We start from the raw sequence: 25,490 nt of genomic DNA, 5'->3' as shown, positions 1-25,490 counted from the left end.
GTGGTCAGGACGGCCCGGCGAGACAAAACAATGCGTCGGATCAAGCTCATGGCGCGACGATAGTCCAAATGATTCAGATTTCACAGCGACCGCTGCAATTGACCTGACGCGGCGGGACCGTCAGAATCGTGCGTAACGAACGGGAGGGGGCCGGCGCCTGCGCCGAGCTCTCCACCCGACTGAAGAAGTCTTTCCGAGGAACGTTGTGGAGTCCCGATGTCACAGCCGCCGCTGTTTCGCCCGTTCACCCTGCGTGGCATCACCACCAAGAACCGCATCCTGATCTCGCCGATGTGCCAGTATTCCGCGGTCGATGGCGTGGCCAACGACTGGCACCTGGTGCATCTCGGCAAATTCGCTCAGGGCGGCACCGGCATAGTGATGGTCGAAGCGACCGCGGTGACCGCCAATGGCCGCATCACCCATGGCGATCTCGGGTTGTGGAACGACGACCAGATCCGGCCGCTGGAGCGGATCGCCGCCTTCCTGCGCGACAACGGTGCGGTGCCGGCTATTCAGCTTGCCCACGCCGGCCGCAAGGCGAGCATGCAGCGGCCTTGGTATGGCAATGCGGCGCTGACCGCGGAGGACATCGCACGCGGCGACCAGCCGTGGGAGATCGTCGCGCCGAGCCCGATCCCGATGGACGAAGGCTGGTTGACGCCGCAGGAACTGACCGACGACGATCTCGATCATCTGCTCGAGGCTTGGCGCAGTGCGACGCTGCGGGCGGTCGAAGCCGGGTTCGAGATGCTCGAAGTGCACTGCGCCCACGGCTACCTGCTGCACTCGTTCCTGTCGCCGCTGTCGAACAAGCGCACCGACGCCTACGGCGCGGACCGCGCCGGGCGGATGCGGTTTCCGCTGGAGGTGATCGAGACGGTGCGTGCCGCCTGGCCCGACACGCTGCCGCTCGCGATCCGGGTATCGTCGGTCGACGGCGTTGACGGCGGCATTGAGCTTTCCGACTCGGTGGTGTTCGCGCGCGAGGCCAAGGCCCGCGGTGCCGACATCATCGATTGCTCGTCGGGCGGACTGCTCGGCTCGGCGACCGCCAACCGGATTCCGCGCGGCTACGGCTTCCAGGTGCCGTTCGCCGAGGCCATCCGGACCGAGGCCGAAATCCCGACCATCGCGGTCGGGCTGATCATCCATCCGGATCAGGCCGAGAAGATCGTCGAGCAGGGCCAAGCCGATCTGATCGCGATCGGCCGCGAGGCGCTGTTCGATCCGAACTGGGCGCTGCACGCGCAGCTCGAACTCACCGAGGGCGACGAGGCGTTCGCCGACTGGCCGAAGCAATATGGCTGGTGGTTGGAGCGCCGCGAGTCGGGCTTGCGCAAGCTCGACGGGCCGAAGCTGCCGTTCCGGCGAAGCTGAGAGATCAGCCGCGCCGTCCGAAAAACGCGGATGGCCGGGACGAAGCCCGGCCATGACGAATCCGTTCGAAGCGCGACGAAGATGCGGGGGCGGCCGGATGGGTTGAGCGCAAGCGAAACCCATCGAACCGTTCGACGTCTCAAGATGGGCTTCGCAGGAGCTCAGCCCATCCTACGACGTTAACGAGCCGTTACCAGCCGCAGCCGCCGCAGCGCGGGCGAACCGGCGCGTAGTAGCTGTAGCCCGGCGACACCATCTCGACGCGTTCGCGGGTGGCGTATTGCGGCGGAATGCGCTCGTATTCGACGCCGCCAGGAGAGACCATCACGGTCTTCGGCACCATCACGGTGCGATACTGCGGCGGAACGCGGTGGGCGACGACGCGGCCCGGGTTGACCATCACCGTTTCCTCGACGGTGCGGTACTCCGGAGCAACGTATTGCTGCTGATAGCAGGTGTAGCACGGCGGCGGGGCGCAGCCGTAACAAGCGGAGGCTGCGGTCGGCAGCGCAACGGCCGCGCCAGCGACGACGGCGGAAGCGAGCAAAGCGGCGGACAAGCGAGACATGGACGATCCTCAGCGCCAATGAAATATCGCCGCATGTTTGGTTGTGATCACGACGTCCGTCAACGATCGAGCAGAATCAACCTTTACGAAGATCATTAACGGCGCGCCGTGGTAACCACTTGGTCATCAATAAGCCGCCCGCCGCGGACTACGCTGCCCGCACTGTTCGGAGGAAGCTGACGACTTCGTCCTTCAGCCGGGTGCTGTCGTGCGCCAGCGACTGCGCCGCGGACAGCACCTGCGCCGAAGCCGAGCCGGTCGCCGAGGCGCCGCGCTGGACCTCGACGATGTTCACCGAGACCTGGTGCGCACCTTCGGCGGCATGGTGGACGTTGCGTGAGATCTCCTGGGTCGCGGCGCCCTGTTCTTCCACCGCGGACGCGATCGTCGCGGCGATCTCCGACATCCGCGCGATGGTTTCGCCGATCTGCCGGATCGCGCTCACTGATTGGTCGGTGGCGCTCTGGATGCCGCCGACCTGCTGGCTGATCTGGTCGGTGGCCTTGGCGGTCTGTTCGGCGAGCTGCTTCACCTCCGCCGCCACCACGGCGAAGCCGCGGCCGGCTTCGCCGGCGCGCGCTGCCTCGATCGTAGCATTGAGCGCCAGCAGGTTGGTTTGCGCCGCGATGGTGTTGATCAGCTCGACCACGTCGCCGATCCGCGATGCGGCTTCGGACAGGTGGCTGACGCGCTCGTTGGTGACCTGTGCTTGCGTGACCGCTTCGCTGGCGATCCGCGCCGACTCCTGGACCTGGCGGCTGATCTCGTTGACCGAGGATGCCATCTCTTCGCTGGCTGACGCCACCGATTGCACATTGGTGGACGCCTCCTCGGAGGCGGCGGCGACCAGTGTGGTGAACTGCTGGGCGTGATCGGCGGTCGAGGTCAGGGTGGTTGCCGACGCTTCCAGCTCGGTCGAGGCCGATGACACGGTCTCGACGATCTCGCCGACCGCGTCTTCGAATTTGGCGGCGAGCGCGATCATCTCGCCCTTGCGCTGCTGCGCGGCCAGCCGGTCCTGATCCGCCTTGGCGGCGGCTTCTGCTGCGGCGCGCTCCTCGGCCTTCAGCTTGCAGGACTCCACCGCGCGCGCCATGTCGCCGATCTCGTCGGTTCGTTGCAGACCCGGGAGCACCAGGTCGAGTTCGCCGTCGCCGAGGCGGCGGATGCCGGCGTTCAGCCCGCTGAGCGGCTTGGTGATCGACCGCGCGATCGAGATGCCGAGCACCATCACGGTCAGGATGATGGCGATGATCGCGATCTGCATGCGCTGCTCGGTGGCCTGCCGCGCGGTAGCGGCCATCGTCTTGGCGAGCTCCGCCTGCTGACGCACCGTGCTGGAGAGCTCGTCGAGCGCGGGCTGCAGCGCCCGATAGGTCGTCACCATGTCTTTCTCGGCACGATCAAGCGCCAACGCATTCTCCATCCAGGCTGAGAAATCGCGCTGATAGGCGTCGAGCTTTTGTGTGATCTCGGTCTTGGCCGTCTGCGGCAGATCCGATGCGGCGAGCAGCTTGGCGAATTCGGCGGATTGCTTCTTCATCGCCTCGCCGTATTTCGGATGACGGCGGAGCATGAAGTCCTTCTCGTGCCGGCGCATCATCAGCATCTGCACCATCAGGGCCGGCGAGTCGAAGCTGCTGATCGATTTTTCGACACCGTGTACCGAAGCTCGCAGGCTGCCTTCGAGTCCAAGGTCCTCCTTGAGCCCGAGCTTCACGGTGGCGTCGGCGAACCTGCCGAATTGGCTTTGGTAGTTCTCGAAGCCGTCTTGCACCGACTTCAAACTGCGGGTCAGTTCGGTCTGACCGGCCGCCTCGGTCTGCCGGATCAAATCGGCGAGCATCTCGGTTGCGACCCGGCCGCTCTGCTGAAACATGCCGAGATACTGCTCGTCCTTACGCAGCATGAAGTTCTTTTCGGCGCGGCGCTGTTCCAGTAGCGCGATCTGCAATTTGGCGTTGCTGTCGCCGAGTGCGCGGGCACGGTCGTCGATTAGCCTCGCTGCATCCTGTGAAGATGTCCCGATCAAGTACAGCGCGCCAAAGGCGAGAACGCCGATGATGCCGACCAGAGCGATGGAATTGATCTTGGACGTGAGGCCGAGACGAAGAGACATGGTAGATCCCGAGGTTTCGATTCGCTTGGTGATGACCTGTGGTGTCGCGGGTGCGTGTTGGCGGGGCAATCTGCACAAACACTGAGCAATCTGCGCGGCGCACTCGACCGCTCGTCCGATGAGGCTCCAGATTCGAATCGTGACGTAATAACTAAGCTTGGACGATGCGGTGCTAAGTTTGCCTTAAGATCTCTCGCAGGGCAGAAAACCTGGTACTTATCCGGATCGAATGATTAGTTGTCGCGAAGCTTTCGCAAAACGGGGGCGACAATCCGATGACGGCGTCAAAGAGCTTCATGCAGATGCCGGACAGGAAGCCGTCGATTACTAACAAAGGCGCGGGGGGCCGATCCGGCCCGTTCTTCTTGTGCAGGTGAAAGAAACTGCGCCCGTCTGGATTGGCCGTCGTGCCGCACGTCAGCCCATCTCGCGCGTGCCGCGTCTGGTCACGGTCCTCGCTCACGCGGCTTGTGTCCGGCCATCGAGTGCGATGCCGCCGGGCATCTGTCATGGAACCGATTTGACGTTTCTCCGCCGCCTGCCGAACCGTCCTGTTTCAGTTTGGGACCTCGCGAGCCGCAGTGCATCCTGCGGGCAACACTCGATTTGAAATTGGTCCGTGGCTGGCCGTCGATCTGGACAAAGCCTTGATCGGAAATCACCCTGACGCTGCTTCGAGGGCGCACGGTCTGCGACCTCGCGGCGGGGATCGTTGGGGGAGCCATGAGACTGATCACGGGGATGCTCGCGGCCATGCTGCTGGTCGCCGGCGTGGCGTCGAGCCAGGCGATGGTGCGAATCGCCGACGATCGCGGCGGCCGGATCGGAACCTATGTGGACCGCTACCAGTCGCTGCGCAGCTCCGGCGAAACCGTGATGATCGACGGCCTGTGCGCCTCGGCCTGCACCATCGTGCTCGGTGCGGTCCCGCACGATAAGATCTGCGTCACTTCCCGAGCCAATCTCGGCTTCCATGCCGCCTGGGATCTCGGCTCCAACGGCAACGTCATCACCAATACCGAAGCCACGCAGATGCTGTACACGATGTACCCGACCAGCATTCGCCGCTGGATTGCCAAGCGCGGCGGCTTGACCCGTCACATGATCTTCCTGCGCGGCAAGCAGCTGATGTCGATGTATCGGCCCTGTTACATGGATGCGCAGGCTCAGGCCGGCCGCTGATTGCGGGGCCGCACGCCATCCTCCTGATCACGTGATCGATGCGACGGCGTCGCGGCTTGCCGGCCGCCGCCGCTGGCTCTATTGGGGGCAACCGTGCGGCGAGTGCCGCACATCGCAGCGGCCGGGCTGAAATAGCGCCAAAACGGCCGCTCCGAAGGTTGCGAGGTGTCTGCCGATGTCTGCACAAGCCAAATCCATCCGCCCGCTAGTCGTGATCGCTGCGTTTGCCGGCAGCCTGATTGTGGGCCTCGTGGTCGTGCTGTGGCTGCTTGGCGGTCTGCAGAAGATCTCGGCACCGGCGACGATCGGTGGTGCGTTCCGCCTGACCGACCAGAACGGCCAGGTCATCACCGAACAGAGTATGAAGGGTAAGCCGACCCTGATCTTCTTCGGCTTCACCCGCTGCCCGGACGTCTGCCCGACCTCGCTGTTCGAACTGTCGCAGGTGCTCGGCGCGATGGGCCCCGATGCCGACCGCATCAATGCGTATTTCGTTTCGGTGGATCCCGAGCGCGACACCCCGCAGTCGATGAAGGACTATCTGTCGAGCTTCGATCCGAATCTGAGGGGGCTGGTCGGCACACCGGAGGCCACCGAGAAGATCGAGAAGGCCTACCGGGTCTATGCCAAGAAGGTTCCGCTGAAGGACGGCGACTACACCATGGATCACACCGCGCTGATCTATCTGATGGACAAGTCGGGCAATTTCGTCTCGCCGTTCAACATCAAGCGCAAGCCCGAAGAGGCTGCGGCCGATCTGAAGCGGTATCTGTAGCTTAGGCCGAGAGTCGCCATCGCTGCCGCCGGGCTTTCGGTTTCGGCGCGAGTGGATGTGGACGGCGGGCAACGCCGTGCTGAGTCTTGTCCCAGCGGTACGGACACCAGACGAATTGCGCCAGCGCGCGCCACGCCGCCACCGATAGGCACAGCCAATAGAGCGGCGTCAGCGCCAACGCCCCGGCGTGCCGCAATTGCCGCCGCCGGGCGAGGCCGAGCAAGCCGACCACCAATGTCGATGCAACGCCGGATGCGATTGTGAGCCAGTGCAGCGCGCTCGGCGCCGCGGGCTCCAGCCAGCCGTCGAGCCAGACCGGCACCAGATCCGCCCAGTCTGCCGCCGACATCACGGCGAGCAGCACCAGCAGCGGATAGGCGAGGGCCGACAGCACGTTGCCGCCGACCACCAGGTTGAGGCCGACCACGCCACGCCAGCCGATCTCGCGCCACAGCCGGATCGGGTGCCGCATATGCACCTCCCAGGTCTGGATCCAGCCCTTCATCCAGCGCGCCCGCTGCGGCAGCCAATTGCGAAAGGCGATCGGCGCCTCTTCGTAGGTGGTCGAGGGGATGGTGACGCAGCGGTGGCCGAACCGGGCGAGCCGGAAGCCGAGATCGGCGTCTTCGGTGACGTTGTGCGGATCCCAGCCGCCGATGCCTCGCAGCACCTCGGTGCGGAAATGGTTCGAGGTGCCGCCAAGCGGCAGCGGCAGGCCGAGCGCCGCAAGGCCCGGCAGAAACAGATCGAACTGACCGGCATATTCGGCCAGGAACGTGCGTGACAGCCAGCTATGGGTGAGGTTGTCGATGCACAGGCTGGCCTGCACGCAGGCCGTCTTCCGGCCGGTGGCGTCGAACGCCGCCAGCGCCGCCCGCAACTGGTCGGGATCGGGCCGATCTTCGGCGTCGTACACCGCAATGAAACTGCCGCGCGCGAAGGCGAGCGCGTAGTTCAGCGCCTTCGGCTTGGTTCGGGGCTCGACTGCGGGTGCGATCAGCACCCGCAGATGGGGTCGCCGCTTGATCCGGGCCAGCGCCGCGCGGGTGGCGAGGTCGTCGGGCTCGATCACCAGGATCAGGTCGAGCTTCTCGCGCGGGTAGTCGAGCGCTTCGAGGGCTTCGACCAGCGGCCCCACCGAGTCGGCTTCGCGATACAGCGCCGCCACCACCGTATAGGTCGGGAGCTTTGCGTCCGGCTTTCGCGGCGACGGTGGCAAGGTCGGGCGCGGCCACAAGCAGGCCAGCAGGCGCAATCCGGCAAAGCCGATGAACCAGGCCGCCAGCAGCGTCGTCGTGACGTCGGGATCAGGGAAGAACGGCAGGGCGAGCAGGGCCGCCACGCAGGCTCCGCGCCTGAGGCGTTGCCGCCATATCGGTCCGGCCTTGCGTGGTGCCGCCGACAGCATCGGATGGCGCTGGTGCAGATCGGCGCTGGCGATGTTGGCCAGCGCGCGGTCGCCCTGCCGCGCCACAAAGGTCTCCAGTGTCGCCGCAGAGGCTAATCGTAGCCGCGGGCGTGTGTCCGGATAGTCGTCCAGCAGCCCGCACAGCCGATGGCTCGCAAGGCGCCGCGGCGCCACCACCCAGACCAATTCGTCATCGACCCGGAGCGGCACGATTCCGGTCGCAGTGGCGGAGGGGATCTGCGCGTCTTCCAGCGGACAGTCGGTGCGGCAGAACTCGCCGAAGTCTTCGAAACCGAGGCGAAGCCAGCGGGTGAGATAGCGGAGATAAGCTTCCTCATCGATCAGACCCTGTTGGATCAGGACGCGGTCTGCTCCGATGTCGAGGTCTTTGGCCCGTTCGGCGGCGGCGTGCAGCAGTGCCGGCGCCAGCACGCCGCGTAGGCAATCCAGCTCCGGCGCTGCGATCGCTTCGGATTGGCTGTCCCGAGCCTCGCACCACTCATCGCCCTGATGATTGTCGTTGCTGACCGGGGAAGGCCAAGCGGCGAGAAAGCGGGGCGGCCCGGGCGATGGGGCAATTGCCTCATCATCGCCGCCCCCGTCGGTCATCGTCTCGTGCAGTCCGGCGCGGTCGGTTAGGACCATGGCACGCTCTTACGCAAACGATACTCGCGTCTCGCGTCGGATGGTCTATAAGACCGCCGGTGCGGAACCCCTAATTATGCAACCACAGATTGCGATGTTGATCAATGGCCGACCGGCCGGCTGGCGCGCAGCCGTGGCGGTGCTGGCGCTCGCCGCGACCACGCTGCTGATGCCTGTCGCCGCGCGGGCTGCGGAGACCGCGCCCGAGGCGAAGGCGATCGCGGATGCGACGGCGCATGCGGTGCCGGGGTTTTGGGATCCGCGGCGGCGTCCGGAGCGGCCCGACATGTCGCGCCTGACCATGATCCGGTTCCTGACCGAGATCGATTATCCGCCGTTCAACTTCACCGGGGCCGACGGCAATCCGGCGGGGTTCAACGTCGATCTGGCGCGCGCGCTGTGCGACGAGATCAAGATCACCTGCACGGTGCAGATGCGGAAGTTCGAGACCCTGCTCGACGCGCTCGCCAGCAATCGCGGCGATGCCATCATCGCGTCGCTGGCGGTGACGCCGCAGACCCGCACCAAGCTGGACTTTACCGATCCCTATTACCGCACGCCCGCGCGCTTCGTCGCCCGCAAGGATGCGGTGATGCCGGAGATGCGTCCTGAGTTTCTCGAAGGCCGCAAGGTCGGCGCGGTCGCAGGCTCGGCGCATGAGGCCTATCTGAAGGCGATGTTCACCGACGCCGAGCTGCATTCCTATCCGAATGCCGAGGCGCTGCGTGCCGCGCTGAAGCGGGGCGAAGTCGACTTCATCTTCGGCGACGCGATCTCGCTGGCGTTCTGGATCAACGGCACCGACTCGGAGAATTGCTGCGCGTTCTCCGGCGCCCCGTTCCTGGAGAGCCGCTATTTCGGCGAGGGCGTCGGCATCGCGGTGCGCAAGGGCAACGACACGTTGCGCCAGGCGCTGAATTGGGCGCTGTTCCGGGTTTGGGAAAAGGGCCAGTACACCGACTTGTGGCTCCGGTATTTTTCCGTCAGCCCGTTTTGAAAGACCCGCCTTCAAGGGCGGCTGGAGACCTGAATGACGACGATCGACCTTCCGAGCGCTTCCGAGCTGCGCACCCTCGCCGAACAATCCAACGCCTGGCCGTTCGAGCAGGCGCGCGCGCTGGTGAACCGGCTGAAAAAGCATCCGAAGGAGGAGGTGCTGTTCGAGACCGGCTATGGTCCCTCGGGCCTGCCGCATATCGGCACGTTCGGCGAGGTCGCGCGTACCACGATGGTGCGCTATGCCTTCCGCGTGCTGACCGACGACAAGATCAAGACCAAGCTGCTGGCGTTCTCGGACGATATGGACGGCCTGCGCAAGGTGCCGGACAACGTGCCGAACAAGGAGCTGCTGGAGAAGAATCTCGGCAAGTCGCTGACCAGCGTGCCGGATCCGTTCGGCACCCATGATTCGTTCGGCGCCCACAACAACGCGCGGCTGCGCGCCTTCCTCGACACCTTCGGTTTCGACTACGAGTTCGCCTCAGCGACCGAGTACTACAAGTCGGGCCGGTTCGACGCGACGCTGCTGAAGGTGCTGGAGCGGCTCGAGAAGGTGATGGCGATCATGCTGCCGAGCTTGCGCGAGGAGCGCGCCGCCAGCTATTCGCCGTTCCTCCCCATTTGCCCGCGCACCGGCGTGGTGCTGCAGGTGCCGATCGTCGCGCACGACGTCAAGGCCGGCACGATTTCGTACGATGATCCGGAAACCAATGAACGCATCACCGTTCCGGTCACCGGCGGCCACTGCAAGCTGCAATGGAAGCCGGACTGGGCGATGCGTTGGACCGCGCTCGGCGTCGACTACGAAATGGCCGGCAAGGACCTGATCGATTCCGTGAAGCTGTCCGGCAAGATCGCCCAGGCGATCGGCGGCACGCCGCCGGAAGGCTTCAACTACGAGCTGTTCCTCGACGACAAGGGCCAGAAAATCTCGAAGTCGAAGGGCAACGGCCTGACGATCGAGGAGTGGCTGCGCTACGCATCGCCGGAATCGCTGTCGCTGTTCATGTATCGCGAACCGAAGGCCGCGAAGCGGCTGTATTTCGACGTGATCCCGCGCAATGTCGACGAGTATCAGCAGTTCCTCGATGGCTACGCGCGGCAGGATCTGAAGCAGCGGCTCGCCAATCCGGTCTGGCACATCCATTCCGGCAATCCGCCGCAGGCCGACATGCCGGTGACGTTCCAGCTGCTGTTGACGCTGGTGTCGTCGTCCAATGCCGAGAACGCCGATACGCTGTGGGGCTTCATCGGTCGCTACCGGCCGGGCGTGACGCCGCAGAGCCATCCCAAGCTCGACGCGATGGTCGGTTACGCGATCAATTACTACCGCGACTTCGTGGCGCCCACCAAGGTGTTCCGCGATCCGACCGACGCCGAGCGCGCCGCGCTGCAGGATCTGCGCGATGCGCTGTCACAGCTGCCGGCGGATGCGACCGCCGAGGCGATCCAGGACGTAGTGTACGAGATCGGCCGCCGCGAGCCGTTCCTCGATCACAAGAAGACCGCCAAGGACGGCAAGCCGGGCGTGTCGCTCGACTGGTTCAACATGCTGTACCAAGTGCTGCTCGGCCAGGAGAAGGGGCCGCGGTTCGGCTCGTTCGTCGCCGTCTATGGCGTCGGCAATGCGGTGTCGATGATCGACGGCGCGCTGGCGCGCAGCGCGTAAGGCTGCCCGGCGCGGCGCCAAACAGCGCCGCGCCGTGTCGATCAGGCGGCCCGCACCGCGGCCGAGAACCGATCGACCTCGGTCTTGAGATGGCGGCTTTCCGCCAGCAGCGCGGCGGCGAGATCGTGCACATGGGTGGAGGCCGCGCCGGTGTTCTGGGCGCCGTCGCGGACCGCGCCGATCGTCCCTGAGACCTCGGTCGCAGCATCCGCCGACTGCCGCACCGTGCTGGCGATCTCCCGCATCGCGGCGCCCTGGTGATCGACGGCCGAAGCGGTCGAATCCGAAATCTCCGAGATCTGCAGGATGGTGTTGCCGATCGCTTCGATCGCCGACACCGAGGATTCCGTCGCAGCTTTCATCTGGGAGATCTGCTCGGTGATCTCGTCGGTGGCGCGCGCGGTCTGCGCCGCCAGCGCCTTCACCTCCGCGGCGACGACCGCAAAGCCCCTGCCTGCCTCGCCGGCTCGCGCCGCCTCGATGGTGGCGTTGAGCGCCAGCAGGTTGGTCTGCGAGGCGACCGCGTTGATCAGATCCACCACATCGCCGATGCGTCCGGCCGCCTTCGACAGCTCGGCGATCCGCGCGTTGGTTTCCTGCGCCTGCCGGACGGCGGCCTGCGAGATGTTCTGCGACTGTCGGACCTGTTGACCGATCTGCGAGGCCGACGAGGCCACCTCGTTGCAGGAGGCCGAGGCGGATTGCGCGGTCGCGGTGGATTGTTGCGAGGCCGCAGCCACCGTGGTCACCAGCCGCTGCGTCGTCTCGGCCGCACCCTCGAGCTGTCGCGCGGCAGCCTCCATTTCGGTGGAGGTGGAGGTCACGGTCTGCACGATGCGGCCGATGGCGCGGTCGAGATCGTCGGCCATCTTGTGCATCTCGGTGCGGCGGTCGGCGTCGGCTCGCGCCTTGATGCCCTGCTCGGACTCCATGGCTTCGACCCGCAGCGCGTTATCCTTGAACACCTGAACGGCCCGCGCCATCGCGCCGACCTCGTCGCCGCGTTCGATCGCCGGAATAGCAACGGCCCGATCCCCGCTCGCCAGCCGCCGCATCACCTCAGTCATCCCGGTGATCGGCACGATCACCCCTTTGACGATCGCCGTCAGCCCGGCCACGAACAGCAGGAACACCGTGCCGGACACGCCCCACAGCAGATAATTCAGGTCCGTGACGCGGACGGCGGTTGCGGCTTCGGTGGCGGCGTTGAGATCGTTGGTGCGCTTGACGATATCGTCGATGATCGCGCGATGCGCCGTGTAGGCGGCGGTCAGATCCTTGTAGGCCTGCATCGAGGTGTCCGGGTCCTTGGCCTCGATCGCCGGAAGCAGGCTTGCATCCACGATGCGCCAGAATTTCTGCACCTCGCGGTCGGAATCATCGATCAGCCGGGCCTTGATGGCGGGCTCGAGTGGCGCCTTGCTCCAGAAGGCGTGACGTTCCTGGTACTCCTTCTTGAGGCGGCCGAGCCGCTCGCGGTGAAGCGCCAAGGAGCCGGGGTCTTCCAGCGCCAGCGTCGCCTCCAGATAGGCTTCGATCACATAGGCGGGCGGCGGCAGGATGTCGGCCACCAGATCGTTGCCGAGCTTGATCTGCTCATACAGCGGTCCGCCGACCTTGAGCTGAGAGAGGCCATACAAGCTGGCGCCGAAGATCGCTGTGAGGCCGGAGCCGATGATGAGGCCGAACAGAAGAACCGCCCGGGTGATTGAAAGTCGCATCTAAGCCTCTCAGGTCGAAGCCGTATGAATCACTCACCCGCGGGCGATCTTGGGAATCCCGGAGCAGCGTCCGGTTCAATGGACGAGATCCTAAATACCTCACGGTGCACGACTAATGTTACTCGTGGGACTACCAATCGGCGGCTGTCCATGAGGTGGCTGTACTGAGTGAATTACGTAGCCGCGTCTCTCGCCATTGATTTCAGTCGCGTGGACGAGGTGGCGTGACCAGAGCGGGCCGGGGGCGGCTGTTCGCTGTGTTTCCTCGGGCGACGGGCAATTCCGTCGGCGTTATTCCTGATACCAGTCGCGAATGGCCTGCTGATACCTATCGCCGGCCTCGACGTCGTGTCGCCACCCGTCGCCGCGTTGAAGTGCCGCAGTCTTCGGTGGTGTGCTTTTGATTTCAAACAAAGTTTGCTGCGGTGCGTCTTTCGCACAGTCGACGCAACGATAATCCCTCGTCGGGGCCCGCTTGAACGGCCCCGTTAGTTTGCTCGTCAGCTCCAAAGGGAAAGACAGTGCCGTTTCTCATCAGGTCTCATGGAGGAAGACAATGTCTGCTCTGGCTGGACTGCCCTACGACGCCAATATGCCGGCGATCGTGTGGTCGATGTATCTCATTGCTGCTGCGCTGTACTGCCTGCCGATGCTGATCGCGTTTGCGCGCAACGTCGAATACAAATGGGGTCTCTACGTCGGCAACCTGTTGCTCGGCTGGACCGGGATCGGTTGGGCCTACGCGCTGTATTATGCGGTGTTCGCCGACAAGGAGCGGGCGCCGCAGCCTCGCTTGTCCCTGGTCCGATAGCTCGTCGCCGTAACTCGCTACAGCGGATCGGTCACGGCTAAAGCAGCCAGGCGTCTCGGTGTTATTTCGCCGAGGCGCCGGCGGCCAGCACCGGGCGCACCGCATCGCCTTCGCGGAGCAGTGCACCGGCGCGTTCGACCACGATGTCGCCTTCCTTCAGGCCCTCGCGAATCTCGACGTTGCCGCCGTTCATCAGGCCGATCTCGACTCGGCGGGTTTCGACCACCTGCCGCCGCACCACCTGCACGATGGTGCCGACCGGGTTGTAGATCACCGCGGTGAGCGGCACCGAGATGTTGCAGCTCTCGCCGGTCTTGATGGTGGCGCGGCCGGAGGCGTTGGCGAGCAGGCGTTTGTCCGAGCTGATACCGACGAACACGTTGCCGAGCTGGGTCTTCGGCTCCACCGTGGCGGACACGCGGCGGACCTTGCCTTGCATCTCGCTCTTGTCGCCGACCACCTTCACGGTGGCGGTCTGGCCGACCGACAGCCGCGGCATGTCGCGGGTCGGCACCTGTCCGACCAGATCGAACTCGCCGCGGGTGACGATGGTGAACAGCGCTTCGCCCTTCGGCGACGCCGGGGCGCCGATCAACGCTGTCGAAGCGGATACGAGGCCGGCAACCGGCGCCTGCACCGTGCTGCCGCCGTCGAGCTTCGCCAGGGCTTGGCCTTGGGTGACCGTCTCACCGGGCTCGACCAGCACGTCGCTGATCTTGGCGCCCGGTCGGTCCGGGCGAACCGAGACCTCGTCGCGGGGGATCAGGAATCCGGAGACCTCGACCACCGCCGGAAAGCAGGCCTTGGCGGCGGGAAATACTGTGACTGTCTGGGCGGCCGCTTCGCTTCCCTGCGCTCGGACCGGAGATGCCAGCGCGCAGCTGATCGCCAGCGCCAGCAGCGTTGCACGCTGAAGATCAGACCCCAAACGGAGAGGATCAGCGGTCAGCCTGGTCATGGTGGATCCTCGTCCCGATGCCATCCAGGCGGCGCTCACACGCTTCCCGCTGGTCGTGATCTTGCCGGTTCGCATCGATCGTCACCGTCCGAATAGCTGCTTGATGATCGCGTTCACCGCCGCACCGCTGTCGCCGTCAGAGCGGTCGGAGCCGCCTGAGTTGTTGCGATCGTCGCGGCTGCTGCCGAGCAGGCCGAACAGGCCGCTGCCGACTTCGCGCAGGCGCTGATACGCCTTATCCGGATCGTCGAGCACGCCGGCGATGTCGGGGAAGATGCGAGGTGCGATCCACGGGCCCTCGATCCTGACCGGAATGCCGAAGCCGATCGGCTCCGGGGCGGGCGCAACACTTCGCTCCAACGCGCTCTGTCCTTGTGTCGTCAGCACCAGCTTGGGCTCAACCTTGAGCGCCAGTGTTTTGGTCGGCAGGTCGATAGCTCCGGCCCCAGTCATCCGCACCAGCGGACCGGCAAGCTTGAGATCGGAGGTCTCGGCCTTGCCCTGGGCGATCCGGAACGAGGCTGCGAATTCGCTGAGATCTGTGGCGTCGGTCGGAGCGATCTGCCAGCCGTCCTGGGTGTGGGCGGTCAGATTGCGGATCATCCGGACGACATCGATGCCGTGGATCGCGCCGTCGCGAAGCCCGACCGCAGCACTGCCGTTCAGGTTGGAGGCGATCGCGCGCGCGCTGCCGCCACTGCTGCGCAGTGCCAGCTTCGCCTGCAGCCGCCCATCGAGCCGCTCGAAATCGGCGAGGCCGTCGAGCAGCGGCAGCGCATGAACGTCGCTGAGGTCGCCCTGCAGATCGAAAGCGGGGACGGCTCCGGAGGCGTCAATCGCCAGCTTTCCGGTCGCTTGCCCGCCATAGGCGGCGAGACGGCTGGCTTGCACCGACAGCACCCCGCCGGAAAGCTTGGCGTCGGCCGAAGCCGGTGCAATCCGAGCAGCACCGATGTGCAGTTCGGTGGCGGACAGCCGCACGTCGGCGTCGACGTAGTTGAGGCCGGCGAGATCGAGTGGCGTTTCGCTCCACGGTGAGCCGGGAGGCGCGGTTCGGGTGATAGCGATGAGGTCCAGCCGCTGGAAATCGAGGTCGAGCTTGACCACCGGCTTGCCGGTGACATCTACGGAGGCCCAGCCATTGAACGGCGCGTCGCCCAGCTTGCCGCTGATGCCGTTGACCGCGAACGTGGTGCCGCGCAGCCGCGCTTCCGCCTTGGCGCTGAGCCGCGACGTCAGCAGCCCCGGCGCATCGAGCGTGAGATCGACCAGCATCGGCTGCTTGTCATCCGCCGGCGGCGTGGTGGTGAGTTCGAACGACAGCGGCGAGCGGCCGAGCGTGGCCGATCCGCTGGCGGTGATCGGCCCGTCGGCGTCCTCACGTTCGATGTCGGCCTGAATGCCGGCAATGCGGCGTTCGATGTTGTCGGCCGTGCTGGTCATCACTACGACGCCGTCCTGAACCACGATGCGTTCGATGTCGGCGAGCTCCGCGCTGCCTTTGCGCGCCGGCGTGGCGCCGGCTTCGTCGCGCTGGCGCAGCAGCGGCAGGTGTAGTTCAGGACTGATCAGGGTCAGTTCGGTGAGCCGCGGCGTCGCCGAGATCAGGCTGGTCAGCGGCAGTTCGGCGCGGACAGTGGCGATCTTCAGGCGCGGATCGGTGGTGCGGCCGCCCGGTAGTTCCGCACTGACATCGTGCAAGGTGAGCGCGACTGCCGGAAACAGCCGGACGGTGCCGGTCCCGGCGATCGTCACCCGATAGCCGGTGTCGCGCTCGATCCGGCTCTGGATCGCGCCGGTCAGGGCGCCGGCCGGAATCCCGATCGCGATCAGCAGCGTGGCTGCGACGAGGAGCAGAGCCGCAATGGCGCCTGCGATCCTGATCGGCTTCATTTTGGCTCCTTACACATCCGGCTGCTCGTTGATCCGCCGACCTAGCCGCGCCAGAACGACGGTTTTTTGGCAGGCGGCGCCGGCTCGGCGCTGGCCGAGGGCGTCGCCGTCACGGCTTCGGTCGCGGCGCGCGCACTGCCGCTCAGCAGTCGCTTGCCGACCACCCAGAAGCCGCGGCCGACGTCATCCATCATCATGAATACCGCGGGCACGAAGATCAGCGACAGCACCGTGGAGAAGATCAGGCCGCCGATCACCGCCAGCGCCATCGGCGAGCGGAATTCGCCGCCGGCGCCGAATGCCAGCGCGCTCGGCGTCATGCCGGCCACCATCGCGATCGTCGTCATCACGATCGGACGGGCGCGCTTCTGGCCGGCGTCGATGATCGCCGCGTCACGGCTCTTGCCCTCGCGCATCGCCTCCATGGCGAATTCGATCAGCATGATGGCATTCTTGGTGACGATGCCCATCAGCATCAATATGCCGATCCACACCGGCGTGGTGAGCTGCTTGCCGGTCAGCAGCAGCGCGCCGATCGCACCGCCGATCGACAGCGGCAGCGAGAACAGGATGGTGATCGGCTGCAGGAAGGTGCCGAACAGCAGCACCAGCACCGCATATACCATCATCAGGCCGCCGCTGATCGCGGTGGCGAAGCCGTCCGACAGCTCGGCGAGGTTCTCCGCATCGCCCGAGGGGCTGACTTTGACGCCCTTCGGCAGCGACTTCATCACCGGCAGGTCGTTGATCTGCTTGGTGGCATCGCCCAGCGCGGCATTGCCGACGAGGTCGGCCGCGACGGTGGCCTGGCGCAGACGGTCGTAGCGATTGATGCTGGTCGGGCCCTGATCGAATTTGACGTCGGCGACGACCGACAGCGGCACCGCGCCGCGGCCGCCATAGATCGGCACCTGAAGTTGTTCGAGCGTGGCGAGCTCGCCGCGTGCCGAATCTTCGAGCTGCACCCGGATCGGCACCAGCCGGTCGCCGGCGTCGAATTTGGCGAGCGCCGGGCCGACATCGCCGATGGTCGCAACGCGGATGGTCTCGGACAGGCTCTCGGTCGAGACGCCGAGCCGGGCGGCGAGATCGGCGCGGGGGCGAATCCGCAGTTCGGGCCGATCCAGCGCGGTCTCCGAAATCACGTTGGAGATCAGCGGAATCCGCTTCATCTGCGAGGCGAGTTCCTGGGCGACGTTGTCGACCACGGCGCTGTCGTCGCCGGTCACCACCAGCGAGATCGCGCGCAGGCCGTTCTCATCGAGGAACCAGTAGCGGATGTCCGGCACCTGATCGAGCTGCTTACTGATCACGTGCTCGAGTTCGCGCTGGGTGATCGAGCGGTCGTGCTTCGGCGTGTAGTTGATGATCAGCGAGGCGCGGCGCACTTCCTGGATGCCGGGCGGCACCCGGCCGCCATCGACGAATACGCTTTTCACCTCGGGCCGCTCACGCAGCAGCTTGACGATCGCCTCGGTGGTTTTTTCGGTGGTGCCGATCTGGGTGCCGGGCGGCAGCTGCATCGCCAGCACCGAGCGCGCGGTGTCCTGCGCCGGCAGGAAGCCCTGGGGCAGCAGCACGATGCTCCAGATCGACGCGGCGAAGATGCCGAGCCCGATCAGCACCGTGATGTAATAATGCTGCACCGACCAGGTGACGATGCGGGTGTAGGTCCGCAGCACCCGGCCCGGCGGCTTCTCGACGTGCGGATGGTCTTTGAGGAAATACGCCGCCAGCACCGGGGTCACGAACCGCGCCGCCAGCAGCGAGAAGAACACCTGCACCGAAACGGTGATGCCGAACTGCTTGAAGAACTGTCCGGCGATGCCCGACATGAAGCTGGCGGGTGCAAAGATCGCGATGATGGTCAGCGAGATCGCGATCACCGCGAGGCCGATCTCGTCGGCGGCCTCGATCGCCGCCTGATAGGGCGATTTGCCCATCCGCATGTGGCGGACGATGTTCTCGATCTCGACGATGGCGTCGTCGACCAGGATGCCGGTCGACAGGGTAATTGCGAGGAAGCTGACCAGGTTCAGCGAAAACCCCAGCATGTCCATCGCCCAGAACGCCGGGAAGATCGACAGCGGCAGCGAGATCGCGGCGATCACGGTGGCGCGGAAGTCGCGCAGGAACAGGAACACCACGATCACGGCGAGGATCGCGCCCTCGAACAGGGTCGAGATCGCCGCCTCGTAATTGCCTTTGGTGTAGTCAACCGAGGTGTCGATCAGCTTCAGCTCGACATCGGGATACTGCGCCTTCAGTGCATCGATCCGCTTCTGCACCGCCTCGGCGACCACGACGTCGCTGGCGCCTTTGGAGCGCTTGATGCCGAGCGCCACCACCGGCTCGCCGTTGAAGCGCGCGAAGGTGTGGCGCGCCGCGATGGTGTCGGTGACGGTGCCGAGATCGTCGAGCCGCACCTCGCCGCCGGCATTCAGGCTGATCATGGTGCCGGCAAGGTCGTTGAGCGTCCGGGCGCCGGCGAGCGTGCGGATCGCCTGATCGTTGTTGCCGATCTCGGCGCGGCCGCCGGCGAGATCGACATTGGTGCCGCGCAGCCGCCGCGACACGTCGAGCGCGGTCAGTCCCGCAGCGCGCAGCCGGTCCGGATCGAGCGATACCAGGATCTCGCGCTCGACACCGCCGATCCGCTCGACCTGGGCGACGCCGCGCACGCCCTGCAGCGCGCGCTTGACGACGTCGTCGACGAACCAGGAGAGCTGTTCTGGCGTCTTGCCGGGCGAGATCGCCGCATAGGTGACGATCGGCAGCCCGATCACGTCGACACGCTGGATCAGTGGTTCGTTGATGTTCTGCGGCAGGTTGGCGCGGACTCGCGTCACCGCATCCTTGACGTCGTTGAGCGCGCGCTCGGTGTTGGTTTCCAGCGCGAACTGGATCGTCGTCACCGACAAGCCGTCGGTGATCGACGAGGCGATGTGGCGGACGCCTTCGACGCCGGAGACGCCGTCCTCGATGGTCTTGGTGACCTGCGCTTCCAGCTCGGCCGGCGCCGCGCCGAACTGCGACACCGCGACCGAGATCACCGGGATGTCGGCGCTCGGCAGTCGCGTCACCGCCAGCTTGGTGAAGCTGATCCAGCCCAGCGCCAGCAGAATGATCGAGAACACGATCGAGGGCAGCGGGTGCCGGATCGACCAGGAGGAAACGTTGAGGCCCATCAGCGCGCTTTCGATCGCTCGGAATCGTCGGTGAAGATCGGCTTGATGCGGTCGCCGTCGTGCAGCGAAGTGCCGGCGTCGGCGACCACGATCTCGCCTTCGCGGACCCCGTCGATAACCTCGATCGCATGATCGGAGGTCAGGCCGACCTTGACCGAGCGGGTTTCGACGACGTTGTCCTTCACCACCTGCACGGTCGAGTGATCGATTGCCGAGCGCGGGATCGCGACGCCGCAGCTCCGCCGCGCATCGATGGTGACGCGCACGAACATGCCGACTTTCAGGGCGGGTGACGCAGCGAGTGCGATCCGCACCTGGCCGAATTGAGTCTTGCGGTCGATCTGTGGTGCAGCGAGCCGCACCGTGCCGGTGAGTTCGGTGCCGTCGTCGCGGCTGATCCGCGCGGAGGCACCGGGGCCGACCTTGAGGGCGTGAATGCTTGGCACTTCGGCATCGACTTCGAGTTCGTTGCCGACCGCGATCCGCAGCATCGGTCCGGCGAGCGGCGAAGCCGGTGCACCGGCGATAGTCCGCACTTCGGTGATCAGGCCCGCGGCCGGTGCTTTCAGCGTCCTGTTGCCGCCGGGACCGGTTACTCGAACGAGATCCTGATTATCGGTGACGACATCGCCCTCGCGCACCAGTACGTCGGTGACACGGCCGTCACTGTCGGCGATCACCACCGCTTCCTTGCGCGGCACCACGAAGCCGGTAACCCGAACCTTGTCGGAGAAGCAGGCGCTGGTGGCTTTGGCGACGACGACCTGCACGCCGGCATTGCCGGCGGGCTGATCCGCGCGGGCCATCGTGACCAGGCCACAAAGCAGGCTTGCGGCGATCGCAGCGCGTGCCGGCGACAGGTTCGGGCGGATCCACGCATTGATCATCTTGGTACTCGGCGAACTTTCGATAGGCCTGGCGTTAGTCCGGTTTCACGCGCGGGCGCGCCGGGCCCCTCTATACACCGACCAATAGTGACAAAACAGCGAAGGCGCCCCGGGGAACGGAACGCCTTGAAGCAAGGTAGGGATCGGTTGGAGCGCTGCTCATTTGGCCGCGGCGCTCTGGTCGGACATGTTGACCACCTGCACCCGGCGATTGATGCCGCTATCGGGATGCGCCGGATCTTTCAGCCGGCTCTCGCCATAACCGACAGTGACGAGGTCGTCGCCCGCAATGCCGTACTTCTCGACCAGCACGCGCTTGATGGTGTCGGCGCGGCGTTCCGACAGGTCCTGATTGAAGCTGTCGCTGCCGACGCTGTCGGTATGGCCGGCGACCACGAAGGTCCCGCCTTTCAGATCGGGATTGGACAGCGCCTTGCCAAGCGCTTCGACGGCCGCTGCCGCCTGCCGGCTGATATTGGCGGAGTTGTACTCGAAGGTGATTTCGAGATCGATGTTCGGCTTGTCCTTGGTGATCTCGGCGATCTGGGTCCGCTCGCCGGAGGACAGGGACCGGGTTGGACGGTTGCGCAGGCTGTCGACGAACTTGGCCTGGGTCGGATCGCCCGTCGCGGCGGCCGGCTGCGCGGCCGACAGGCTGCGGGTGAGCGGCTTGTTCGGCGTCAGCGCCCGCACGATCTGGTCCGACGTCACCTCGCCGGCCGTTGCGGCACCGAACGGGGATGCCGCGCCGAGTGCCAGGATGAGTGCGCCGACCTTGGCGCGGTGTAGGGCTGCGGACCTCCAGGTCATGATTTGTCCTCCTGCGATCCGGCGGTCGCTTCGCTGGTGAAGGATCTGCCTCGCATCATTCTGGTCCCTGATCGTCGCGCCATCGCGGCAGCAGGTTCAAAGCCCTACTGCACGCCGTAGCCGGAGAACTCCTTGCCGATGTTGGGATCGAGCTTTTTGGCGGTGGTCAGGTCGATTTCGCCTTCGGAGGCGAGCCCGATCCGTTTGCGCGCCAGCCCGCGGCCGTACAGCGACGAGGTCAGTCGTGGATTGACCTTGAGCGCGGCGTCGAAATCGGCGATCGCGGCCTTGTCGCGGCCGCTCTTCAGATGCAACAGCCCGCGGCTATCCAGCGCATCGACGAAGTTCGGCCGGAGCTGCAGCGCCTGATCGCAGTCGGCCAGTGCGGGCTCGAGTTCGCCGATCACGGTCCGGACCCAGCAGCGGTTGTTGTAGGCTTCGACATCCTTGCCGTTCAGCCGGATCGCCTCGTTGAAGTCCTTGATCGCCGACCGGTACGCGCCCTTGCTGGCATAGACCTGACCGCGCCGGTAATACGCATTGCCGTCGGACGGTTTGTCCGCAATCTGAGCGGTCAGCGATTTCACCGTTGGATCGCTCGCGAGCGCCAGCACCAGTTTGTCGTCGTCACGGCTGGTGGAAGGCTTCGCTTCCGCGGCCTGTGGCGGCTTGGTTTCGGGCGGCGCCGTCGGTGGTTTTGCGCTCTCCGCCGGGGCGGGGGCTGCGGGCTGTTTCGCAGGCTCGGCGACGGCAGGCTTGTCTGCCTTGGCACCGGGGGTGAACACAAAGTCCTCGGCGAGCGATGACGAGATCCACGGCACCTGCTCGCCGCGCGAGGCGCGGGTGACGGCGGTCCGGGTGCGATTGAACGCCTCCTCGGCGGATCGTCCGGCCGCGCGGATTTCCTCGCGCAACGCCGTGACGAACGGGCTACGGGCGCTGTCATTGTCGGTGACGACAGCGCTCAGCGCGGCGGCATACATCACCAGCGAGCCGCTCGGCGCGATCACCGGGGCGAGGCCGGCGGAGAAACTGCGGAAGCGTCGCTCGAAAGGATTGCGCCGGGAGGCGTCGATCAGCGCGATCTTGACCGATGCGCCGCGACTATTCAGCTCATTGAGAACAGTCTCGAGCGCGATGCCGTCGCGCCGTACGTCAGGCTCTGTCCAGATCTGCGCATCGACCGGGATCAGATAGCTCTGCCGGCCCGACTGGATGCCGAAGCCGCTGAAGAACACCAGTGCGGCTGCGCCGGGCTTGGTCCGCTGATACAGTCGGTCGAACGCGCGCCGCATCGCATCGCCGCTCAGGTCCTCGCCGAGTTCTGCATCGAAGCCGGCGCGCTTCAGGTCATCGGCGAGCTCGCGGGCATCACTGACCGACTGACTCAGCGGCTTGTCGGCATCCGGATATTTACTGTTGCCGATCACCAGCGCGACCCGCGGCGCCGAACTATCTGCCGCATGGGAGCGAGGCGCTGCGATCATCGCGGCGAGTAGAAGCACGACCAAACCGAGATGGATCTTCATGCGATGCGGGGCCTGCAGAGCTGGGGCTGCGTGGGCGAGGCGATCAACTCAGTCTTTGTGCACCGCATCTCACCCCGCCGTCGTCGCGCCTGTCAATCATCCCCGGTGTCGCCTCCGATCGTTGTAGCAGTCCGGTATTTACGGATCGCGACCCGTGGACCCGGGGAGGGCTATCCAACCGAAGCCGCCACCTTTGTCGGCGCCGTCTCGGAGTGGTCGTGGCTGGCCTGGATCAGGTTCAGATGCCGCTCGATCTTGCCGAGAGCAGTCGCCAGTTGGTCACGCTCCCGCGACGACAGGCAGGACAGGATCTCCTGTTCCTTCCGTTTCAGCCGCGGCACCAGCTCGTGATACAGGCAGCGGCCTTTCTTGGTCAGACGCAGCCGAAACTCGCGGCGATCGTCCTCGTTTTCGACGCGTTCGATCAGTTCGCGCTCCAACAGGCCAGTCACCGCACGACTGATGGTCGATTTGTGCGTGCGTGTGCACTGCGCAATGAACTGCGCCGTGCAGGCGTCGTTGCGGAAACCGAGCGTGGCGAGAATGCGCCATCCGGGAATATCCAGCCCGTAGCGCTGCTGATACTCCTCCGAGAGCGCGGCGCTGACTTCCGCGGCCAGCCGGTTGAGCTGGAACGGCACGAACGAGAACAAATCGAGCTTCGTCAAAAAAAACTCCGAGGCCGGGTTGCGCGGCGCGACGACTGCGGCTTAGATAGTTGCAAATGAAACTATCACGCAGGAGGACGCCTTGACCAGCGCTTTGCAAGGGCGGACGGGTCGGCAGGGCTGAGGCCGATGGCCCATCAGGAGCATTTCCAGTTCGGCTATCGCCGGCACCCGGATCAGGATCGACAGGATCCGGCGCGCCATCCGGTGGTAGTGGTCGGTGCCGGTCCGGTCGGATTGTCGCTTGCGATCGATCTGGCGCAGCGCGGGCAGAAGGTTGTGCTGCTCGACGACGCCGACAGGATCGGCGAGGGCTCGCGGGCGATCTGTTTTTCCAAGCGCGCGCTCGAAGTCTGGGACCGGCTCGGCGTCGGTGCGCAGATGGTCGAAAAGGGCGTGGTCTGGCAGGTCGGCAAGATCTTTCGTCGCGACGAGATGGTGTACCGCTTCGACCTGCTGCCGGAGACCGGCCATAAGATGCCGGCCTTCATCAATCTGCAGCAATACTACGCCGAGGCGTTTCTGGTCGGCCGTGTGCAGCAACTGCCGCAGATCGATCTGCGCTGGCGCAACAAGGTGACGGCGCTTGCTCAGCATAACGATCACGCCGAACTGACGATCGAAACGCCGGACGGGCCGTATCGTCTCGCGGCCGACTATGTGATTGCCTGCGACGGCGCCCGCTCAAGCCTGCGCGGCATGGTCGGCGCTGAGTTCGCCGGCGAAGTGTTCGAAGATCAGTTCCTGATCGCCGACGTGAAGATGACGGCGGAGTTTCCGACTGAGCGCTGGTTTTGGTTCGATCCGCCGTTCCATAGCGGCCAGTCGGCATTGCTGCATCGCCAGCCCGACGATGTCTGGCGGATCGATCTGCAGATCGGACCCGAGGCTGATGCCGCGGTCGAGCGCCAGCCGGAGCGGGTGAGGCCGCGGATCGAGCGGATGCTCGGCCACGGCGATTTCAGCTTCGAGTGGATCTCGATCTACAAGTTCCAATGCCGGCGGATGCAGCGCTTTCTGCACGAGCGGGTGATTTTCGCCGGTGACTCGGCGCATCAGGTGTCGCCGTTCGGCGCGCGCGGCGCGAACTCGGGTCTGGAGGACGGCGAGAACCTCGCCTGGAAACTCGATCTGGTGTTACGCGGGCAGGCCCCGGCCAGCCTGCTCGACAGCTACGACATCGAGCGCAGCCAGGCGGCCGACGACAACATCCGCCACTCCACGCGCTCGACCGATTTCATCGCGCCGCATTCCAAGCAGGAACGCCGGCTGCGCGACGCGGTGCTGGCGCTGGCGCACGATGTCGAATTCGCCAAGCGGATGGTCAATGCCGGCCGACTGTCGACCCCTTCGGTTTACCAATCCTCGCTGTCGACGGATGATGTCGACGTATGGAGTTCGGGCCCCGGGCCTGGCGCTGCGATGCGCGACGCGCCGCTGAAGGCGGCCGATGGCACGCCGGTCTATCTGACCGAAGCCTTCATGCAGGCCGGAGGCGGCTTCGTGCTGCTGGAGCGTGCCAATGGTGCGGCGGCGCCGGTGCCGCAAGGCGTTCGCAGTCTTCGGATCGGCGGTGACGCGCCGCTGCGCGACGAAGACGGCGTATTCGCCGCCCGCTATGACGCCACGCCCGGCGCTGCCTATCTGCTCCGTCCCGATGGCTATGTGGCCGCGCGGTTCCGGCGCCCGACGCAGGCCGCCGTCGACGCGGCGTTGGCGCGGGCCTGCGGACGATGAGGGCGGTGATGATATCTGTCGTGACTCCGAGTGTTGAACGAGCATCGCAGTGCATGGTGCGGAGCCTCTCACCGCAGGCACGACCTAACCTCTCCCCGCGTGCGGGGAGAGGTCGGTCAGGATCGCGAGATGCGGACCGGGTGAGGGGGCGTCTCGACGAGGCCGAGACGCCTTGCTCGCGTCGCCCCTCACCCCAACCCTCTCCCCGCAAGAGCGGGGCGAGGGGGCTCGCCGCGGCTGGGGAGACGTCGATGTGCAGACGAGGGCGTTCGAAGGGGAGGGGCATCCAATGACCGCCACTCTCTCCACCTCCAGCAATTTCGCCGATCCCGACGCCGCTTATCGGCTGATCGTTGAGGCGCATCGCGGGCTCAGCGACGAACAGAGCGCGGCGCTCGATGCCGCGCTGGTGCTGATCCTCGCCAACCACATCGGCGATCTCGACCTGCTGCGCGAGGCGACCGCGTTGGCGAAGCGGGGAGTGGTGAGTGAAGGGCAACGGGAGTGACTGACGTCAATGAAACCGTGCGGCGCAGGCGCGTC

General features: G+C 65.7%; 19 protein-coding genes. 8 read left to right on the top strand and 11 right to left on the bottom strand.

The annotated features are described in order from the left end of the window. The first annotated feature begins 216 nt into the window (after positions 1 to 216). Entirely contained in the window at positions 217 to 1,380 is a 1,164-nt protein-coding gene (locus tag HZF03_RS23620) for an NADH:flavin oxidoreductase/NADH oxidase (protein ID WP_119020033.1), read from the top strand. Between the two features lie 190 nt (positions 1,381 to 1,570). Here HZF03_RS23620 and HZF03_RS23615 read toward each other — a convergent pair whose 3' ends face one another. Together HZF03_RS23615 and HZF03_RS23610 are read right to left on the bottom strand one after the other, a co-directional pair. Further along, the gene (locus HZF03_RS23615) at positions 1,571 to 1,948 is read right to left on the bottom strand and encodes a hypothetical protein (RefSeq protein ID WP_107346226.1); all 378 of its coding nucleotides are present in this window, start codon (positions 1,946 to 1,948) and stop codon (positions 1,571 to 1,573) included. A 148-nt stretch (positions 1,949 to 2,096) separates the two neighbouring features. Then, the gene (locus tag HZF03_RS23610; protein ID WP_119020032.1) at positions 2,097 to 4,067 is read right to left on the bottom strand and encodes a methyl-accepting chemotaxis protein; all 1,971 of its coding nucleotides are present in this window, start codon (positions 4,065 to 4,067) and stop codon (positions 2,097 to 2,099) included. Between the two features lie 723 nt (positions 4,068 to 4,790). Between HZF03_RS23610 and HZF03_RS23605 the strand changes: the two genes are divergently transcribed. Beyond that, entirely contained in the window at positions 4,791 to 5,249 is a 459-nt protein-coding gene (locus tag HZF03_RS23605; protein WP_011160221.1) for a hypothetical protein, read from the top strand. 175 nt (positions 5,250 to 5,424) lie between these two features. Then, entirely contained in the window at positions 5,425 to 6,024 is a 600-nt protein-coding gene (locus HZF03_RS23600; RefSeq protein ID WP_119020031.1) for an SCO family protein, read from the top strand. Position 6,025: 1 nt separating this feature from the next. Here the strand turns inward: HZF03_RS23600 and HZF03_RS23595 are convergent, their stop codons facing one another. After that, complete coding sequence (locus HZF03_RS23595; RefSeq protein ID WP_119020030.1) at positions 6,026 to 8,077, bottom strand: glycosyltransferase family 2 protein; 2,052 nt, start codon at positions 8,075 to 8,077, stop codon at positions 6,026 to 6,028. Positions 8,078 to 8,153: 76 nt separating this feature from the next. On the opposite strand from HZF03_RS23595, the gene HZF03_RS23590 reads away from it, so the two are divergent. Together HZF03_RS23590 and HZF03_RS23585 are read left to right on the top strand one after the other, a co-directional pair. Beyond that, positions 8,154 to 9,074 carry a transporter substrate-binding domain-containing protein gene (locus tag HZF03_RS23590; protein ID WP_234832339.1) on the top strand — a complete coding sequence of 307 codons (921 nt, stop codon included), beginning with the start codon at positions 8,154 to 8,156 and terminating at the stop codon, positions 9,072 to 9,074. A gap of 33 nt (positions 9,075 to 9,107) precedes the next feature. Then, a complete protein-coding gene (locus HZF03_RS23585; RefSeq protein WP_119020028.1) occupies positions 9,108 to 10,745 on the top strand; it encodes a lysine--tRNA ligase in 1,638 nt (545 codons plus the stop codon). A gap of 41 nt (positions 10,746 to 10,786) precedes the next feature. Here the strand turns inward: HZF03_RS23585 and HZF03_RS23580 are convergent, their stop codons facing one another. Next, the gene (locus tag HZF03_RS23580) at positions 10,787 to 12,466 is read right to left on the bottom strand and encodes a methyl-accepting chemotaxis protein (protein WP_011160216.1); all 1,680 of its coding nucleotides are present in this window, start codon (positions 12,464 to 12,466) and stop codon (positions 10,787 to 10,789) included. Positions 12,467 to 13,022: 556 nt separating this feature from the next. Between HZF03_RS23580 and HZF03_RS23575 the strand changes: the two genes are divergently transcribed. Continuing rightward, positions 13,023 to 13,277: a superinfection immunity protein gene (locus tag HZF03_RS23575; RefSeq protein WP_011160215.1), complete on the top strand. Its 255-nt coding sequence runs from the start codon at positions 13,023 to 13,025 to the stop codon at positions 13,275 to 13,277. Between the two features lie 61 nt (positions 13,278 to 13,338). Here HZF03_RS23575 and HZF03_RS23570 read toward each other — a convergent pair whose 3' ends face one another. From HZF03_RS23570 to HZF03_RS23540, 7 genes are all read right to left on the bottom strand, one after another. Continuing rightward, positions 13,339 to 14,235, bottom strand: coding sequence for an efflux RND transporter periplasmic adaptor subunit (locus tag HZF03_RS23570; protein WP_119020027.1), 897 nt, complete (start codon positions 14,233 to 14,235; stop codon positions 13,339 to 13,341). Between the two features lie 81 nt (positions 14,236 to 14,316). Next, entirely contained in the window at positions 14,317 to 16,128 is a 1,812-nt protein-coding gene (locus tag HZF03_RS23565) for an AsmA family protein (RefSeq protein ID WP_119020026.1), read from the bottom strand. Positions 16,129 to 16,169: 41 nt separating this feature from the next. After that, entirely contained in the window at positions 16,170 to 19,316 is a 3,147-nt protein-coding gene (locus HZF03_RS23560) for an efflux RND transporter permease subunit (RefSeq protein ID WP_119020025.1), read from the bottom strand. Beyond that, a complete protein-coding gene (locus tag HZF03_RS23555) occupies positions 19,316 to 20,203 on the bottom strand; it encodes an efflux RND transporter periplasmic adaptor subunit (protein WP_011160211.1) in 888 nt (295 codons plus the stop codon). Before HZF03_RS23555 ends, HZF03_RS23560 begins: the two co-directional genes overlap by 1 nt. Before the next feature lie 159 nt (positions 20,204 to 20,362). Beyond that, the gene (locus HZF03_RS23550; RefSeq protein ID WP_119020024.1) at positions 20,363 to 21,013 is read right to left on the bottom strand and encodes an OmpA family protein; all 651 of its coding nucleotides are present in this window, start codon (positions 21,011 to 21,013) and stop codon (positions 20,363 to 20,365) included. A gap of 104 nt (positions 21,014 to 21,117) precedes the next feature. Further along, the gene (locus HZF03_RS23545; RefSeq protein ID WP_119020023.1) at positions 21,118 to 22,542 is read right to left on the bottom strand and encodes a caspase family protein; all 1,425 of its coding nucleotides are present in this window, start codon (positions 22,540 to 22,542) and stop codon (positions 21,118 to 21,120) included. A 170-nt stretch (positions 22,543 to 22,712) separates the two neighbouring features. Continuing rightward, a complete protein-coding gene (locus HZF03_RS23540) occupies positions 22,713 to 23,210 on the bottom strand; it encodes a MarR family winged helix-turn-helix transcriptional regulator (protein WP_012497805.1) in 498 nt (165 codons plus the stop codon). 129 nt (positions 23,211 to 23,339) lie between these two features. Here HZF03_RS23540 and HZF03_RS23535 point away from each other — a divergent pair, with 129 nt between their 5' ends. After that, positions 23,340 to 24,947, top strand: a complete 1,608-nt coding sequence (locus HZF03_RS23535; RefSeq protein WP_119020022.1) for an FAD-dependent oxidoreductase — start codon at positions 23,340 to 23,342, stop codon at positions 24,945 to 24,947. Between the two features lie 289 nt (positions 24,948 to 25,236). After that, positions 25,237 to 25,455, top strand: a complete 219-nt coding sequence (locus HZF03_RS23530; RefSeq protein ID WP_012497803.1) for a DUF2783 domain-containing protein — start codon at positions 25,237 to 25,239, stop codon at positions 25,453 to 25,455. The last annotated feature ends 35 nt before the right edge of the window (positions 25,456 to 25,490 follow it).

This window comes from Rhodopseudomonas palustris, assembly GCF_013415845.1.
GTDB lineage: Bacteria > Pseudomonadota > Alphaproteobacteria > Rhizobiales > Xanthobacteraceae > Rhodopseudomonas > Rhodopseudomonas palustris_F.
Note: the sequence above shows the minus strand (reverse complement) of the source record. Positions and strands in the feature narration are given on the sequence as shown.